Below are 16,443 nucleotides of genomic sequence, written 5' to 3'. Positions count from 1 at the left end.
TCCGCCGGTCAGAGACCGAGGGCTGCTTTCACCGCCGGCAATCCTTCGGCGCCGTCCTTGGTCGTGACGCCGGCAAGCCACGGTTCGATGGCGGCCGGATTGGCCTTGATCCATTCCTTTGCGGCTGCGTCGGGCTCCATGCCGTCGTTCAGGATCTTGCCCATGATCTCGTTTTCCATCGGAAGCGAGAACTTGAGATTGGTGATCAGCTTGCCAACATTCGGGCACTCTGTGGTGTAGCCTGCACGCACGTTGGTGAACACGGTTGCGCCGCCGAAGTTCGGGCCAAAGATATCGTCGCCACCCGAAAGGTAGGTGAGCTTGAAATTGGCATTCATCGGATGCGGTTCCCAACCGAGGAAGACGACCGGCTCGCCATCCTTTTCCGCACGGGCGACCTGCGCGAGCATGCCCTGTTCAGAGGATTCGACCACCTCGAAGCCCTTCAGGCCGAAAGTGTCCTTGTCGACCATGTCGATGATCAGGCGGTTGCCGTCATTGCCCGGCTCGATACCGTAGATCTTGCCGTCGAGCTCATCCTTGTGAGCTGCGATATCCTTGAAATCCTTGATGCCGATTTCGGCGCCCTTGGCATTGGTCGCCAGCGTGTACTTGGCGCCCTCGAGATTCGGGCCGAAGGATTCGACCGATTTGTCGTCGAGGAACGGACGCACGTCGTTTTCCTGGGTCGGCATCCAGTTGCCGAGGAAGACGTCGATGTCCTTGTTCTTCAGCGACTGATAGGTAACCGGAACGGACAGAACCTTGATGTCCGTCTCGTAACCGAGACCCTTCAGGACGGCGCTGACGGTTGCGGTCGTCGCCGTAATGTCGGTCCAGCCGACATCGGCGAAGCGGACGGTGCCACAGCTTTCAGGCTCGGCGGCATGAGCCGACGTCATCGCAGCCAGCGAAACGGCTGCAGTCATCATGAATTTCAATGCAAGTCTGGTCATCATGGTCATTCCCCTGCCTCTTATGGTTGTACCCAATCACCAAATGTTCGCCGATACAAGCGCCCTTGGTGTTGTCCTTGAGTTTATTGGGACATTCGCCAGACAGCCCGCGTAAAACGACGTAAGATGTCGCATTGTTCACGTTCTGCCGGGAAGTGTCGATTTTCTGTGGTTTCTGCGCTCGCGCTCTAGCCTTCCTCGCCCGGTCTGTTCATGAACGAGCGACAGCATACAGAAGAGGACGCCATGGCAAAACTGTATTTCAGCTACGCCACGATGAACGCTGGAAAATCGACCCTGCTGCTGCAGGCTTCCTATAATTATCGCGAACGCGGCATGCGCACGGTCATCCTGATCGCAGCCTTTGACGACCGGGCAGGCACGGGGCGGGTGTCCTCCCGCATCGGGCTGAGCGATGAGGGCATCCCCTTCACCCATGAAGACGATCTCTATGCCTTGATTGAACGCCTGCATGCGCAGGAAACGGTTGCCTGCGTTTTCGTCGACGAGGCGCAGTTTCTAGGTGAGGATCAGGTCTGGCAACTGGCGCGCGTTGCCGATCGCATCGGCATTCCGGTGATGGCCTATGGGCTGCGCACGGACTTCCAGGGAAAGCTCTTTCCCGGCTCGATGGCGCTGCTCGCCATTGCCGACGAGTTGCGGGAAATCCGCACAATCTGCCATTGCGGCCGCAAGGCGACCATGGTCGTTCGGCTGGACGCCGATGGCAATGTTGTCCGCGAAGGAGCCCAGGTCGATGTCGGGGGCAACGAGAAATACGTCGTCTTTTGCCGGCGCCATTGGGAAGACGTCATGAAGGCAGACTGACGGGCTATCGCGCGACAGCCGCACCGTGTCATGGTGGCGGCGTTCCGTTCGCTTTCCGGAGAAACCCCGATGCCGCTGCGTCGTTTTTTTATCAGTGCCTGTCTTTGTCTTTGGCCGTGCCTCGCCCATGCCGGTGGCGATGCGGAAGCGGGCGCGCAGGTCTTCAGGAAATGCGGGGCCTGCCATACCGCGTCCGAACCGGTCAACCGGGTCGGGCCGAGCCTGTTGGGCGTCATAGGCCGCCCGGTTGCGACCTTTGCCGGTTACAGCTATTCCGGTGCCATGAAAGCCTTCGGCGAAGGCGGCAAGGTCTGGGATGAGAACCTGCTTGCCGAATATCTTCTCAGCCCGAAAGCCATGGTCACGGGTACGAAAATGTCCTTTCCCGGATTGAAAAAGCCTCAGGACATCGAAAACCTCATTGCTTATTTGAAGGCCACAGCTACGAAATGACGCGAAAGCGGCAGGCGAGTTGCCGACAAGAGGATGCACATCGAAAAACGGCCGCTTGGCACTTGTGCTTCAGATCGCTGCTCCCATTATATAAACGGATGTCACGACTGAATAATTGACCTGCGCGGCGCGTCTTGCACCGGAGCGAGAGGGGAAAACGATGGCGACACTTCAGAATTTTGAGAGCGAGATCGAGAAAACGCGGGGCATCGTCGAACAGATGCGCAGCAAGATGAACCAGTCCGCCGTGGTGCTCGACCAGTTCGCGAAGGCCGACACCAAGTTGGGTGACGCGAATTTCGATATCGAGAATGCCCGTATCCAGGACGTCATCAACCAGCAGAAGGTGATGGAGGGCAACATCGCCGACCTCATCATCGGCCTGGAAGATGCGACCAATGTTTTCGGGGCAGAATTCGAGAGCATGAAGAGCTACACGGGTTACGAGAAGTTCATCAGCATCTTCTCCAAGCAGAGCGCACAGCGCATGCGCACCGATCGCGTGCGCAACATGTCGCTTGCCGCCAATCTGCAGGAACTGCTCTCCAAATCCGACACCATCGTCGGAATTCTGAAGGAACAGAAGAACGTTCTCGAAGCCCGCTACAAGACCTCCGAAGCCAGTCTCGTGCAGGTGATCGAGCGTCGCAAAGGCACGATGACGAACCTTCAGGCGACCCAGAAGCGGATCGAGGAACTGAACCCGCTGTTGATGGACATCGAAAACAAGATCGCCGCCTCGACCGATCAGATGACCCGCACCCAACTCGAAGGCGAGCGCTCGGTTCTGGCCACCGAATACAACGAGAAGCAGGCCAAGGAGCAGGAACTGCTTGCCGAAAGCCAGACGCTCGAGCGCTACACCTCGATGTTCCAGACCTTCGTCGATTCGCTCAACAACCAGATCGCCGCACAGAACACGCTGATCAACAAGCTGACGATCGATACCGAACAGCGCATCGTGCTCTACAAGGCGCTGGAGGATTCGTTGAAGACGGCCGCGCAGCAGGATGTCGCCCATAAGATCAACACGCTTGGCAGCCAGGTCGATACCGCGGCCGAGGAAACCATGGCGGGCATCGGTTCGGCGGCCCAACGCCACATCGGCGATCTCCTGGAAATGCACGAGAAGAACATGCTCTCGACCCAGGACATCCAGCGCCGCAAGAAGCTCGCCGACGACGCGTTTGCGCGGCGGTTCCAGGCGGTGATGGAAAAGCACAATTCGGCCAATTACGTGAAGCAGTAGGCGGCGCCATGCTCGCTGAAAATCAACCCACAGAGCCCCTCACGCTAGCCCTCTCCCCGCAGGCGGGGAGAGGGGACTATCGAGGTCGCCGCTTGTCCCTTCACCCCGTTTACGGGGAGAAGGTGCCCGGCAGGGCGGATGAGGGGCGGTTCCACATGCGAACAATTCGGTTACAGGCCAAACCATCATGAACGCCGCGACCCAAGGTCCTGTCGGCCAGTATTTCGCCTCGATCCGGTCGGCGCTCGGCGGTCTTGAAATCTTTCTCGGTGACCGCAACTCGCCGCTCTACCGCAATTCGGTGGTCGGCGAAGTGGTGGTGCCTTATCTTGCGCGGCTGAAGGCGTCCTTCTCCTGCTGGGAGAACCGGATCGGGTTCATCGAGCAGTTCCGTATTTCCCGTGCCGAAAGCGGCTTTCCGGTGTTCCAGAACGTGCTGGAGCTGGAAAATGACCGGCAGTCGGCGGAAAAGCGGCTCTCGGGCATTCCGCAAGCCGACGCGTTGCGCCAGGAAATGGCCGACTTCATCCTGCGCCACAAGGCGTTTCCTGCCGAGCTGCAGTCGCGCATGGCCGAACGGCTTTATCTCGAGCAGATCGGCAAGGGCGACATCTTCTCGCCGTTCATCATGCCCGAGACGATCCGGGTCGCCGTCAACCCAAAGACGATGCGGCCCTACTATGTCGTCTGCTGGGGTGTCTTTGACGGATCGAGCACCCTGCCGATGGTCTACATGGCGACAGTTGAGGATTCGTCGGAAAAGATCGTCGCGATGCTGGTGACCGACGACGGCAAGCTCAATCCGGAGGTGGATATTCCCCTGCCGATCGGCGGTCTTCTCAATCCGGAACTGGCCAGTCGTTTCGATGATTTCGCGTTGAAGAACAGCGCCTATTCGCTGACACCGGTGACGATCGCCACCAATCTTGACAAGGATTTCCCCGAACTTCATCCGAAGCAGCTGCGCCGCATCGTTCTCGGGCCGTTCTATTCGGCGGGTATCACCGAGAACAATGCCAAGATCAATCAGATACTCTCCAAGGTCCGCAAGCAGGAAAACGCCTGGCTGCTGACCTGGACGGTGCAGGAGGTCTTTTCCAAGGCCGAGCGTCCGGCCCAGCGCGGCTTCTGGTCGTCGACGCCGGCTGCGGAAGAATTCCATATCGATACCGATAATCTCGAAGCGACGCGCATGGGGGTCAGTTCCTATGAGAAACATGCACTGGTGCCGCACGACGCCTATCAGGCGCTCTATGCCGCCGGCGATGCAGCACAGATCTTCGGCGACTACAAGGTGCATGTGATTTCCGGAAACCAGGTCATCAGCGAGGTGTGAGACAATGTCACTGAACGCGGGCTTGACGACACTGCATGAGGACGACATCGACCGGCATCAGGCGGTCGCCCAGGGCCTGGTGACCAAGGTCATCATACTGGAAGCCGACGATCCGGCCTCGAAGACAGCACTTGCGGGAACCGGGCGCCGCTTCGTCTCCACCGTCTCGACCGGCGGCCAGCGCCGTACCCGCGAAGTGGAGCTGGCAAAGACGATCCAGGCGGTTCGCACAGGTGACCCGCTGATGTCTCCCGCCCAGCACGCTCTGCTCTATCGCTCGCGGCGCGGCCTGCAGGTGGCGCTTGCAGTTGCCGATGTCTTTGCCCGCCAGACCAATCTTGAAAGCCTGCAGTCACGCAACGCCGCGGCACCTCTCGCTGGCGACGATGCCGCCCAGTTCAAGGCGCTGTTGTCGGCATCGGCCTATGTCGCCGCGTTCACCTTCGCCGCCTATCTCGGCTCGACCTTGGCCGGGGAAGGGGAACCGGTGGAGGACGGCGCCGAGCCTGATTTCCTGTTCGATACGCCGCAGGATGCCTTGAAGAGTCTGGTTTCGGCTCTCGATAGGACGATCGCCGGAGCGCCGGACGATGCGGCACTGACGAGCCGGGCCCGGGCGTTTGCCAGGGTGGCGATAGAGGGACTGATCGGCCGCAAGGCGCGGTTCATCGGGCTTTCAAACTTCGAAAACGTTCATATCCGGCTCGATCAGGACGATTTCACCCTGAACGGCTTCGACGTCGCGCCAGGCGCCAAGCGCAAGCCGCTGGTGATGACCTTCAAGAAGCCGGAAGAGATCATCGGCAACCACATCGCCAAGTATCAGGCGCTGAAGCTTGCCAAGATGCTGATGGCCTATGATTTCGACCGGCAGATGAACCCCTTCGTCGAGCTCGGCGGCTTCCTCTTCACCTTCATCGGCGACGGCATGCCCGGCACGGGCAAGACGATCCTGATCCAGATGCTTGCCGGCATGCTCAGCGACTACTGCGAGATCGCCGGCTACGCATTTCACTATGAGAATTTCGGCGTCGACCAGATCTCCTCCTATCAGGGCAAGTCCGGACAGAACTGCAAGGAATTCGTCAACAACGTCATCAATCCGCGCGCCATCGGCTTCGGCACCGTGGACGACGTCGATCAGGTCGCGGCAAAGCGCTCTGACGATCGCGCCTCGGCCGGCCAGCACGAGGTGACAGCGGTGCTGATGGAGAGTTTCGCCGGCGCCTCGACGGTGATCCGCGGCAATTGCACATTCGGCATGTTTTCCAACTATCCGGAAAACGTCGACGACGCGCTGCGCCAGCGCGCCGGCGCCCGCTGGCTGGTCGACGGGCCGCAATCGGAAGGCGACTACATCGACATTTTTGCGCTTTTGGTCGGCAAGAACCATCAGATACCGCTCGGAGAGCACCAGCTCTTTGCCGGGCAGGAAATCAAGAAGGCTGTTTCGCAATCCTACGAGGCCCATTCCCGGCCGAAGGAGGAGGGCCTGCTTGCCGTCTGGGAACGGTTCGAGAAGGAAGAGGGAAAGATCGAGACGCTCGCGGATGTCGGTGCCTATCTGCACATGATCAAGGAGGCGGAACCGCGCTTCACCGGCCGGGCGATCAAGAACATTACCGATGCGATCAAAATGCGGGCGATGGATGTGGAATTGCCCGACGACTGGTTCGTCGCGCCGCATGTTTTCATGCACAAGTCCTACGACGAGAAAAAAGCGATGATCGAGGAACTGCGCGGACCGATCACGCTTCCCATGGTCATCCAGGAGATCAACCGCTACGCTGACAGCGAATTCCGTTACACCGACAAATCCGACGATGCAGCCGTCGCCGACATCATCCGCCGTGAACGCCAGAGGGAAAAGGCGATCGCGCAAATCGAGGCAATGCGGAAGGACGGGCGGTGGTGAGGAAGCACCAACCGGTTCTCTGTCCCGTGGTAATTAGAGAGTGGGCGTGCTATATGGTATACACGTATCCCATTGCGAGCAGCGGTTATGACTAGGCAAACGGCAATCCGTCTACCCGACGAGACATATGAAAGGCTGCAGGCTCTTGCAGCGCGTACGGGGCGAACAGCGACGTTTTATATCCGGCAGGCGATCGAGGAACATTTGGACGATCTGGAAGACATCTATCTTGCCGAGCGGGCGCTCGAACGACTGGAACGTGGTGAAAGCACGACGCGCCCGCTGAAAGAGGTCATGGTAGAACTTGGCCTGGACGATTGATATCACCAGCGACGCCGAAAAGAGTCTGCGAAAGATCGGTGCTGCTGATGTACGGGGCATTCGAGATTTTCTTTTTGGCCGTGTGGCGCTGCTCGACCATCCGCGCCAGCTTGGCCAAGCATTGCAGGGGGCAAGGCTCGGGGATCTTTGGAGATATCGTGTCGGAGATTTCCGAATTCTTTGTCGAATTCGGGACGAACATCTGGTCATCCTTGTTGTCGAAATCGGGCGTCGTCGTGAAATTTATAGATGATCAGCCCACGGTCTACACCGCATGAAACGCCTCCTCAAAGCCGAACTCATCTATGGGCGTCTGCTCGAAATTTCCGAGCCGCATCTGATTGCGCGTTACAACAAGGCCCTGCAGGGCTTTGGCCTGCGCCCCACGGCACTTTCCTCGTTCCGAATCGACATGACCGGCTTTTCGCCGGAGATCGCCGATGAACTCGGCGATCGCGACTATCTCGATCCGAACCGGGTCAACCGCCGCTTCATCATCATGACGCCGGCGCAGGAGGAGCTTCCGGTCGTCCATACGAGCTTTTCCAACACGGCGGCGCTGATGCACGAGTTTTTCGCCGCCAATGCGCGTGCGATCAATGCGGTGACGATCAAGGATGCGCTCTACGGCGAGATCGAGGATTCCGTTTCGACCGTCACCGATATCGACGACCTGCTGTCGATCAACGAAGTGCACTTTCGCGTGCTGTCGGCCGAAGACATGCTCGGCAAGGCGGCCGAACTGAGGAGCCTGGTAGATCAACTGAAGACGGTACCGACCGCCTGGGCCGACGATGCGATGTTGAACCGGATGGTCGAGCTTGCGAAGATCACCGGCGACATCCGTGAGAATGCACTGGTACCCGATCAACTGGTGTTTCGCCATGAGGCCTTCTGGGCCAATCATTTCGGCGGCGTCTACGTCTTTCTCGATGAGAAGACGACGACCGTGATTTGTGATCCTTCCGTGCCCGGTTTCCGCCGCTCGCGGCCGTGGCAGGTTGGCTATATCAGCCTCTCGGATCATCAGCGCATCTACGAGTTCCTGGCATCTACCAACCGGCTGCAACTGCCGCAGGCCTCCTGGGTGGAGAGTTCCGGCCTCTATCAGCATCGTGCGGACATGATCCTGCGCGGGCTGGTAAATCAGGCAGAGCCGACAACCGACCTCAACACGGTCGACGCGATCTGGCTGCAGACCTGGATGCACCGCAATTCGGCGCTGGTGTCCTCGGATGGAGGCTACCCGTTCCTGCAGGCCATGATCCGCACGGTATCTACGTCAGGCACGATCAAGATGCAGGAGGTCGCACCTGAAAACCGCTTCCTGCTCGTGCGCGCCGCGCCCGAGCATCCTGACCAGTGGCTCACCAATCGGCTGATCGCACAGCTGAACCCGAGCGATTTCGTCTCCCGCTTCGTCTTTGACAAGCAGGGGTTTTATGCAGCCTATGAACATTACAGCGAAAAGTTCAGGGAATATGTTGTGGCGACGCTGACCGGAACATATCTCAGGGACAAGGTGGCATTCCGTAAACGTCTTTACGGGCTCAAGGAGGACAGTAATGCTTGATCCGATCGTGGCGTTTTTCCAGCGTGTATTTTCCGCGATCGGCCGCGGCATCGGCCTGGTGATAGCCTGGATCCTCTTTCCTTTCATTGCCGTTGGCAATTGGTACCGGGGCCGCAGCTGGATCATCAAGGGGCCGATCGGCATCGGCCTTCTGGTGCTGATTGCGCTCTATGCCTACTTCATCTGGCAGACGCAGGCCTGGACCAATTTCGATCCAGATTATGTAAACCGGTACAATCTCGCCGAGCGGAAGAACGATGCCGGCCTGCCGGTCAAGGCCGCCGCCGGGCAGACGGCGCCCGCCAACACCTGCGAACGCTCGGCGATCGTCGACGTGACGGCGGATCTCGTCGATTTCAACGTCAACCAGAATGCCTGGATCTCGTCGATGCTGCTCTACAAGGCGGGCTTGTTCGGCATGGATTGGGACCACACGCCCTGGCTCGACAACAAGGCGTCTTTCCAGCGTGGCGTCAACCAGGCCGTGCGCCGCACGACGGTCGAGCTGGTGGATTCGCTCGGCCGCGTGCGCGGCACGTCCGGCATCAACAACAATCTCCAGCGCGCCCGCAGCAACCTGCAATTCGATGAAACGGCGTGGTATTTCGGCCTCGATCCGTTCGGGCCAAAAACGCCGACACCAAGCTTCTACCGCAGTGCCATGCGCGACCTGCAGGCCTTCAATGAATCGCTCGTCAAATGTGAATCGATCTTCGATGCCCGCTCCGACAATCTGATTGAGTTCCTCGACCGCATCGCCAACGATATCGGCAGCACCTCGGCGATGATCCGCGAACGGTCGGAAAATCACAATGGCGGCTGGTTCGATACGCGTGCGGACGATCGCTACTGGTTCGCCTATGGCCAGCTCTACGGCTATTACGGTGTCATGGTCGCCGCGGGCGCCGATTTCGACGCCGTCATTACCCAGCGCGGCCTGGCGCCGATCTGGCAGGAAAGCATCAAGCAATTGCGCGCGGCGCTGCGCATCCAGCCGCTGATCATCTCCAATGGCCGAGAGGACGGCTGGATCATGCCGACCCACCTTGCAACGCTCGGCTTCTATGTCCTGCGCGTCCGCTCCAACCTCGTTGAAATGCGCGATATCTTGGCACGGTAAGCGGCAATTGCCGGTGTTTTTACGCGGGCGAGCTCCGGTTCCCCCGCCTTTTTGTTCGATTTGAACATTCCTTGTCGTTTTTGACCTATCCGGCGGCAAACCAGGGTGTGGCCAGGAGCCCCGCTTCGCGCTCTTATGCTGACAGGCAAAAAAGGGTGGAAGGGGAGAGACACCATATGGCCGAGGTCAAGTCCGATATCGAAATAGCCCGCGCAGCCAACAAGAAGCCGATCCTGGAGATCGGCGCAAAACTCGGTATTCCACCGGAAGATCTGCTTCCCTACGGTCATGACAAGGCAAAGATCGGCGCCGAGTTCATATCCCGGCAGAAGGATGGGAAAGACGGCCGGCTGATCCTCGTCACTGCGATCAACCCGACGCCGGCCGGCGAAGGCAAGACGACGACGACCGTGGGTCTCGGCGACGGGCTGAACCGGATCGGCAAGAAGGCCATCGTCTGTATTCGCGAGGCCTCCCTCGGCCCCTGTTTCGGCGTCAAGGGCGGAGCGGCCGGCGGCGGCTATGCGCAGGTCGTGCCGATGGAGGACATCAACCTCCATTTTACCGGCGATTTCCATGCCATCACGTCGGCCCATAACCTGTTGTCGGCTCTGATCGACAATCACATCTATTGGGGCAACGAGCAGAACATCGACATTCGCCGCATTGCCTGGCGCCGCGTCATGGATATGAACGACCGTGCCTTGCGCCATATCGTCGGCCCGCTCGGCGGCGTTGCCAATGGCTATCCGCGCGAGACCGGCTTCGACATCACCGTCGCATCGGAGGTCATGGCGATCCTGTGCCTTGCCACCGACCTCAAGGATCTCGAAACGCGCCTCGGCAACATCATCATCGCTTACCGGCGTGACAGGACGCCGGTCTTTGCCCGCGATATCAAGGCGGATGGCGCCATGACCGTGCTGCTCAAGGATGCGATGCAGCCCAATCTCGTGCAGACGCTGGAAAACAACCCCGCCTTTGTTCATGGCGGCCCGTTTGCCAATATCGCCCATGGCTGCAATTCCGTGGTGGCGACGACGACGGCCCTGAAACTTGCCGATTACGTCGTCACAGAAGCCGGTTTCGGCGCCGATCTCGGGGCGGAGAAGTTCTTCGACATCAAGTGCCGCAAGGCCGGTCTCAAGCCGGATGTGGCGGTGGTCGTCGCAACGGCCCGCGCCATGAAAATGAACGGCGGTGTGAAGAAAGAGGATCTCGGCCAGGAGAATGTCGACGCGGTCCGCAAGGGCTGCGCCAATCTCGGCCGCCACGTCCAGAACGTCAAGAAGTTCGGCGTTCCCGTGGTCGTCGCGATCAATCATTTCACGCTGGATACGCAGGCCGAAATAGAGGCGATCAAGAGTTTCGTCGCCACGCTCGGCGCCGAGGCAATTCTGTGCAGGCACTGGGCGGAAGGCTCGGCCGGTATCGAGGATCTGGCCCGCAAAGTCGTACAACTGGCGGAAAATGGCCGCTCGCAGTTCTCGCCGCTCTATCCCGACGACATGTCGCTGTTCCACAAGATCGAGACCATCGCCAAGGATATCTACCACGCCGGCGAAGTGATCGCCGACAAGAGCGTGCGCGATCAACTGCATGCATGGGAAGCGCAGGGCTACCGCCATCTGCCGATCTGCATGGCGAAGACGCAATACTCTTTTTCGACCGATCCAAATCTGCGCGGCGCGCCGACGGGCCATACGGTTCCGATCCGTGAAGTCCGGCTATCGGCTGGCGCTGGCTTCATCGTCGTCATCACCGGCGAGATCATGACCATGCCGGGCCTCCCAAGGGCGCCGTCGTCGGAGAAGATCTTCCTCAATGATGAGGGATACATCGAGGGACTGTTTTAGACTTCGTCACTCGAGGACCCCGAACGAGGCGTGCGGGGCCCTGGATCGGCGACGCGCTAGTTATAGGGTCCGAGATAGTCAACCTTGCCGACGGCCACGCCCCGGTTGCGCAGGATGTCGTATGTCGTGGTGACGTGAAAGAAGAAGTTCGGCAGGGCGAACTTCAACAGGTAGTCGACGCCGGTGAAGGTGAACTTCAGCTTTCCGAAGCTGATCGTCACCTCCCTGTCGTCGCTCTTCTCCAGGTCGGATGGCTTGACGGTTTCGAGAAAGGCGATCGTCTTGGCGATCCGTTCGCGCAACTCGGCAAAGTTCTTTTCTTCATCGGGAAAGCTTGGGGCGGGAACGCCGGTCAGACGGCCGATGGCGTTTTTCGACGTGTCGCTGACGCGCTGGATCTGGCCGGATAGGGGCAACATGTCCGGCGCAAGGCGTGCGTTGAACAGATCATCCAGCGGTACCTTCTTTTCGGCCGCATGGGCTTCGGCCTTGTCGAGCAGTCCGGCAAGGACGTTCAGCGCGCGGATGAAGACGGGAACCGAAATTTTGTACATGGAAACAGGCATGGGGCGATCCTTTGCAAGGGGGAGCCAGCCCGGGTTCAAGGCCAGCGCTCTCAGCAGATGGTATCCGATCCTGCTGCTGGCAAGATGACGAGAGCACCCGTCACGCAACTATTCATGCCGGAGGCGCGCGAGACGGATCAATGGTCTTCAGCGGCAGTAGCGATAGCCGTTCTTGCGCTCGAGAACGTCGAAATGCAGATGGGTTTCATGAGCCGCGTCGCTGCCGGGATCAAGCACTGTCTTGAAATAGAGGCAGCCTGTGGCCGTCACCGCCCGCTGGAAGGCGCCGGCCAGGGTCGAGTCCTCGTCGCGCGGCCGGATTTCGATCGATTTGCCGCTTTTGAACGTGAAGGACGCGATGTCTATGGCGTTGCCGCGGGCATGTTCGGAGATTTTTCCGGTCGTGCCGTTGTTTCGCAACCGGCAGACATAGCTTGATGCCTGGTTGATTGACGCCAGTGGTCCTTCGCTTGGCAGCGCCGCCTTGGCCGCCGGGATAACCGCTTCCTTCGTCCAGCGGGCGAGCTGCAGCGCCGTCTCGCAGCGCATCTTGCCTTCCGGTTTCAATGCGACGCCCGGAAGCACCATGTCGAGGGTGAGCGGCTTGTCGATGCCGCAGCCTTTGCCGTCATCGATCCGTTTCTCTTCCTTGAAGGCCGTACCCATCTGTTTCAGGGCGGCCAGGCAGGCGTCATACTCCTTGCGGTCCTCCGGCTCGATTGTCAGCACGGGTTCCGGCTGCGTTTCAGGTTTTTCCGTCAACGGCCTGGCATGTCCCGGGATTGGAAGGGGTTTCTCTTTCCTCTCCGTCTTGGGAGCGTCCTTCTCGCTTTTTTCCTCCGCCGGCTTTGTCGTCTCTGCCACTGTCGGCTTTTTCTCGGGGAGGGGACCTGTTTTCGGAAGGCTCGCGCCTGCGAGGAGGGGGACGGATAGAAGACAGGCGACGATTCGAAGGTGCATGAACGAACTCCGGTCCTGCCAACGTGGCAGGAGCACGTCCACAACGCATTCGGGCGGGAATGGTTGCACTTCAGCGGACGCCGGAACGTTGCCAATTCGGCACCCGCCGGGATCGGCTGCCGGAGTTTGGCAAAAGTATGATATTATTGTTGACAGCGATAGTCATGTTTTCTAACCGATGACGAACGAGGGCAATTCCCGCTGCCCATATTTCGTCCCCCGTACCTAGCCAGCCCCTTTGAGCACAGCGTCTCAGCAGCCAGCCCGGTGAACTTGTCAAAGGACTGACTATGATTACCCGGCATCACTGCGCTGCCCTCTTGGCGTGTGCGGCGTTATTCTCTGCTGCCGCCTGTGTTTCCCAGGCGCAGGACGCCACGGCAACAGCGGCTGCCGACGACGAGAGCACGACGGTGCTGGAAAAGTTGTCGGTCAAGGCTAGCAAGAAGACCGGCGTTGCGGACACTCCGCTTGCGACGCAAACGACGGCTAAGGACATTCAGGACAATCAGGTTTCCTCGTTTAGTGACCTGGGCCGCGCGCTGCAGCCCGGCGTTGGCTTCAATCGGGCCAATGGCAGCGTCAATATTCGCGGGTTGGACGGCGCGCGGGTCCAGACGACGATCGACGGCATCGTCATTCCCTATCTCGATGACGGCGCCCGTGATGCCGACGGAGGCGTCGACAGCTTCGATTTCGACACACTTTCGGCAGCCGACATCGTCCGTGGCGCAGATTCGAGCCGCGCCGGCGATGGCGCTCTCGGTGGCGCCGTGGTGCTTCACACGCTACAGCCGGAGGACTTGATCGGCGAGGGCAAGACCTGGGGTGGTATTTTCAAGTTCACCTACGACAGCACGGACGAGAGTTGGGGGACGTCAGCGGCAGCGGCGGCCCAATACGGCAGCACCGCCGTACTGTTTCAGGGTGGTTACAAGAGGGGCCACGAACCCGACAATGCCGGCTCATCCGACATCTATGGTGCGGGTCGCTCGGAGCCCAGTCCCGCCGATTTCGACCAGACGAACGTGCTGGTGAAGGTCAAGCAATATACCGATACCGGCCACACCTTCACGCTGACCGGCGAACGTTTTGACCGCGACGAGGACATCGACCTCAGAAACGAGCAGAGCACCTTCGGCAACTATCAGCCGGGCGACCTGGACGGCAACGAGGACATCAAGCGTGACCGTGTTTCGCTGAATTACGAATTCGAAGCCGTAGACGACGACGCGCTGATCGATACGGCCAACGCCGTCTTCTACTGGCAGGATCTGACCCGTGACAGCGGCAAGTCGGGATATCGCTCCACGTCGGTCGTCGGCGATTACTGGCGCAACAGCGAGGTAAAAAACCGTTCGGTCGGCGCCGCCGGTTCCATGGAGAAGTCGTTCGACACTGGGCGGCTCAACCATACTGTTCGGCTCGGCGGTGATTTCTCGATCGGCCAGACGACGCAATATTCCTCCGGCGATGACAGCTGCGATACCACTCCCGATTCGGCCTGCGATTTCCTGCACACCAACCAGGCGGACATGCCGGATGTCGACAGCCGGAAATTCGGCATCTATCTCGAAGACGAGATCGCCATCGGCAACAGCGCTTTCTCGCTGACGCCCGGCCTGCGCTACGACTGGTACGACCATTCGCCCCAGGAAACGGCCGCCTATACCGCCAATCCAAACTACGATGGCCTGCCGCCAGGCCAGACCGGCGACGCCGTTTCGCCGAAGCTGCTTGCCAAATACGAAGCAGCGACGGATGTCGAACTCTTCGCCCAGTGGGCGATGGGGTTCCGCTCGCCGACGGCAAACGAGCTCTACCTCGATTACGGCGGCCCAGGCACCTATCTCAGGCTCGGAAATCCGGACCTGGAGCCGGAAACCAGCAACGGTTTCGAAATCGGCGCCAATCTCGGCGACGAGGATTTTGGTGGGCGCATCGCCGGATTCTACAACCGCTACCGCAACTTCATCGATACCGATGCCGCACCCGTCCAGGATCCCGCCACCTACCCGAACGGGATCACCCAATACGTCAATCGCGATCGGGTGCGCATCTACGGCGTCGAGCTGTCCGCCCACAAGTCCTTCGCATCCGGCTTCCATATCAACGGCTCGCTCACCTATGCCGACGGCGAAGATCTCGAAACGGGCCTGAAACTCGGGTCGGTGGCACCGTTGAAGGGCGTCATCGGAGCAGGCTACGCAACGGAAACCTGGGGCGCGGATGTGACCTTCATCGCCGCAAAAGCAGTGTCCGGCAATTCGGACGCGACCTTCAAGGCGCCCGGATATGGCCTGGTCGACCTGACGGGCTGGTGGAAACCGGAAAAGGTCGAAGATCTGACGGTAAGGGCAGGCGTCTACAATATTTTCGACCAGGAATATTACGACGCCATCAGCGTGCGTGATGTCACACTCTCCGCGGCATCACCGGACAGAGCCTACTATTCCGAGCCCGGGCGCACGTTCAAGGTTTCCCTGACCCAGCGCTTCTGAGGCGGGCCCAGATGAATGAAAAGAGCGGCCGCAAGCCGCTCCATGCAGATCGCTGACAAACCTCAAAGCATCCGCGACGTCATCTCGGCCTTGGCCGAGGATCCGCCACGTACCCGTTCAGCTATTGATAGGCTTATTTTCAAACTCATTTCCGGATCTAGATGCTCGGGACAAGCCCGAGCATGACGGAAGAGGGAGATGGCCAACTTTGTCATCAATCTAATGGAGCGGCCTGCAAAGGCGGCTCCATTTTTTCTGCAGACAGAAACTTCATTGACAAAGTGCATATGCACATATAGACGTCATGAAATGAAAGCAAACTCGTCCGTCGCCACCTGCAACTGTTTCGCCATCCGTCAGGCTGCGCGCTTCGTGTCGCAGCTCTACGAACGGCATTATGCCAAGGCGGGGGTGACGGCGGCGCAGTTTTCCTTGCTGGCGTTTATCGCCGAAGCGGGCAAGGTCGGTATGTCGGAAATCGCCGAAGCGATGGTCATGGACCGCACGACGCTGGTGCGGGCTCTGAAACCGCTGGAGCGTGACGGTTATGTGGTCAGCGAACCAGAAGGCAAGGGGTCGCGCAAGCTTCTGCTGGCGCTTTCGGAACAAGGCAAGACGAAACTGGCGGAAACCGTCGAGTGCTGGCATGCCGCGCAGGCGGAATATGTGGAACTGGTCGGTGCCAAGCGTGCGGATGAACTGCGTCAGATGCTCCTTGCCATTCCGGCGGGCGCTACAGCCTGAAGAATGAAAAGGCCGGCAATCTCCGGCTTTTTTGATCGTCAAAAGTGCATATGCACACATAAAGG

The 16,443-nt window shown here is 59.5% G+C and carries 15 protein-coding genes; 12 read left to right on the top strand and 3 right to left on the bottom strand.

What is annotated here, in order from left to right; genetic code table 11:
* Positions 1-8 precede the first annotated feature (8 nt).
* Positions 9-959, bottom strand: a complete 951-nt coding sequence (locus tag JNB71_RS05460) for a choline ABC transporter substrate-binding protein (RefSeq protein ID WP_220370781.1) — start codon at positions 957-959, stop codon at positions 9-11.
* 243 nt (positions 960-1,202) lie between these two features.
* Between JNB71_RS05460 and JNB71_RS05455 the strand changes: the two genes are divergently transcribed.
* The 10 genes from JNB71_RS05455 (at position 1,203) to JNB71_RS05410 (ending at position 11,607) form a co-directional block, all read left to right on the top strand.
* Positions 1,203-1,784 carry a thymidine kinase gene (locus JNB71_RS05455; protein WP_220370780.1) on the top strand — a complete coding sequence of 194 codons (582 nt, stop codon included), beginning with the start codon at positions 1,203-1,205 and terminating at the stop codon, positions 1,782-1,784.
* Positions 1,785-1,853: 69 nt separating this feature from the next.
* Positions 1,854-2,237, top strand: coding sequence for a c-type cytochrome (locus JNB71_RS05450; protein ID WP_220371156.1), 384 nt, complete (start codon positions 1,854-1,856; stop codon positions 2,235-2,237).
* A gap of 160 nt (positions 2,238-2,397) precedes the next feature.
* Complete coding sequence (locus JNB71_RS05445; protein ID WP_220370779.1) at positions 2,398-3,486, top strand: hypothetical protein; 1,089 nt, start codon at positions 2,398-2,400, stop codon at positions 3,484-3,486.
* A 187-nt stretch (positions 3,487-3,673) separates the two neighbouring features.
* A complete protein-coding gene (locus JNB71_RS05440; RefSeq protein ID WP_220370778.1) occupies positions 3,674-4,822 on the top strand; it encodes a hypothetical protein in 1,149 nt (382 codons plus the stop codon).
* Between the two features lie 4 nt (positions 4,823-4,826).
* Positions 4,827-6,737, top strand: coding sequence for an AAA family ATPase (locus tag JNB71_RS05435; RefSeq protein ID WP_220370777.1), 1,911 nt, complete (start codon positions 4,827-4,829; stop codon positions 6,735-6,737).
* An 87-nt stretch (positions 6,738-6,824) separates the two neighbouring features.
* Entirely contained in the window at positions 6,825-7,058 is a 234-nt protein-coding gene (gene relB / locus JNB71_RS05430; protein WP_220370776.1) for a type II toxin-antitoxin system RelB family antitoxin, read from the top strand.
* On the top strand, positions 7,042-7,311 hold the full coding sequence (locus JNB71_RS05425) for a type II toxin-antitoxin system RelE family toxin (RefSeq protein ID WP_220370775.1): 270 nt from the start codon (positions 7,042-7,044) through the stop codon (positions 7,309-7,311). The genes relB and JNB71_RS05425 overlap by 17 nt, the downstream gene beginning before the upstream one ends.
* A gap of 21 nt (positions 7,312-7,332) precedes the next feature.
* Positions 7,333-8,631, top strand: coding sequence for a DUF6638 family protein (locus tag JNB71_RS05420; RefSeq protein ID WP_220370774.1), 1,299 nt, complete (start codon positions 7,333-7,335; stop codon positions 8,629-8,631).
* Complete coding sequence (locus JNB71_RS05415; protein WP_220370773.1) at positions 8,624-9,751, top strand: DUF2333 family protein; 1,128 nt, start codon at positions 8,624-8,626, stop codon at positions 9,749-9,751. Before JNB71_RS05420 ends, JNB71_RS05415 begins: the two co-directional genes overlap by 8 nt.
* 176 nt (positions 9,752-9,927) lie before the next feature.
* Positions 9,928-11,607: a formate--tetrahydrofolate ligase gene (locus JNB71_RS05410; protein ID WP_220370772.1), complete on the top strand. Its 1,680-nt coding sequence runs from the start codon at positions 9,928-9,930 to the stop codon at positions 11,605-11,607.
* A 56-nt stretch (positions 11,608-11,663) separates the two neighbouring features.
* Here JNB71_RS05410 and JNB71_RS05405 read toward each other — a convergent pair whose 3' ends face one another.
* The gene (locus JNB71_RS05405; RefSeq protein ID WP_220370771.1) at positions 11,664-12,173 is read right to left on the bottom strand and encodes a DUF1993 domain-containing protein; all 510 of its coding nucleotides are present in this window, start codon (positions 12,171-12,173) and stop codon (positions 11,664-11,666) included.
* A 147-nt stretch (positions 12,174-12,320) separates the two neighbouring features.
* Positions 12,321-13,133: an extensin family protein gene (locus tag JNB71_RS05400; RefSeq protein ID WP_220370770.1), complete on the bottom strand. Its 813-nt coding sequence runs from the start codon at positions 13,131-13,133 to the stop codon at positions 12,321-12,323.
* Positions 13,134-13,423: 290 nt separating this feature from the next.
* Here JNB71_RS05400 and JNB71_RS05395 point away from each other — a divergent pair, with 290 nt between their 5' ends.
* Positions 13,424-15,634, top strand: a complete 2,211-nt coding sequence (locus JNB71_RS05395) for a TonB-dependent hemoglobin/transferrin/lactoferrin family receptor (protein WP_220370769.1) — start codon at positions 13,424-13,426, stop codon at positions 15,632-15,634.
* Between the two features lie 198 nt (positions 15,635-15,832).
* Entirely contained in the window at positions 15,833-16,378 is a 546-nt protein-coding gene (locus JNB71_RS05390; protein WP_220370768.1) for a MarR family winged helix-turn-helix transcriptional regulator, read from the top strand.
* Positions 16,379-16,443: the final 65 nt, after the last annotated feature.

This window comes from Rhizobium herbae, from assembly GCF_019511375.1.
In the GTDB taxonomy this organism is placed as follows: Bacteria; Pseudomonadota; Alphaproteobacteria; order Rhizobiales; family Rhizobiaceae; genus Pararhizobium; species Pararhizobium herbae_A.
This window is presented reverse-complemented; position numbering and strand designations above follow the sequence as displayed.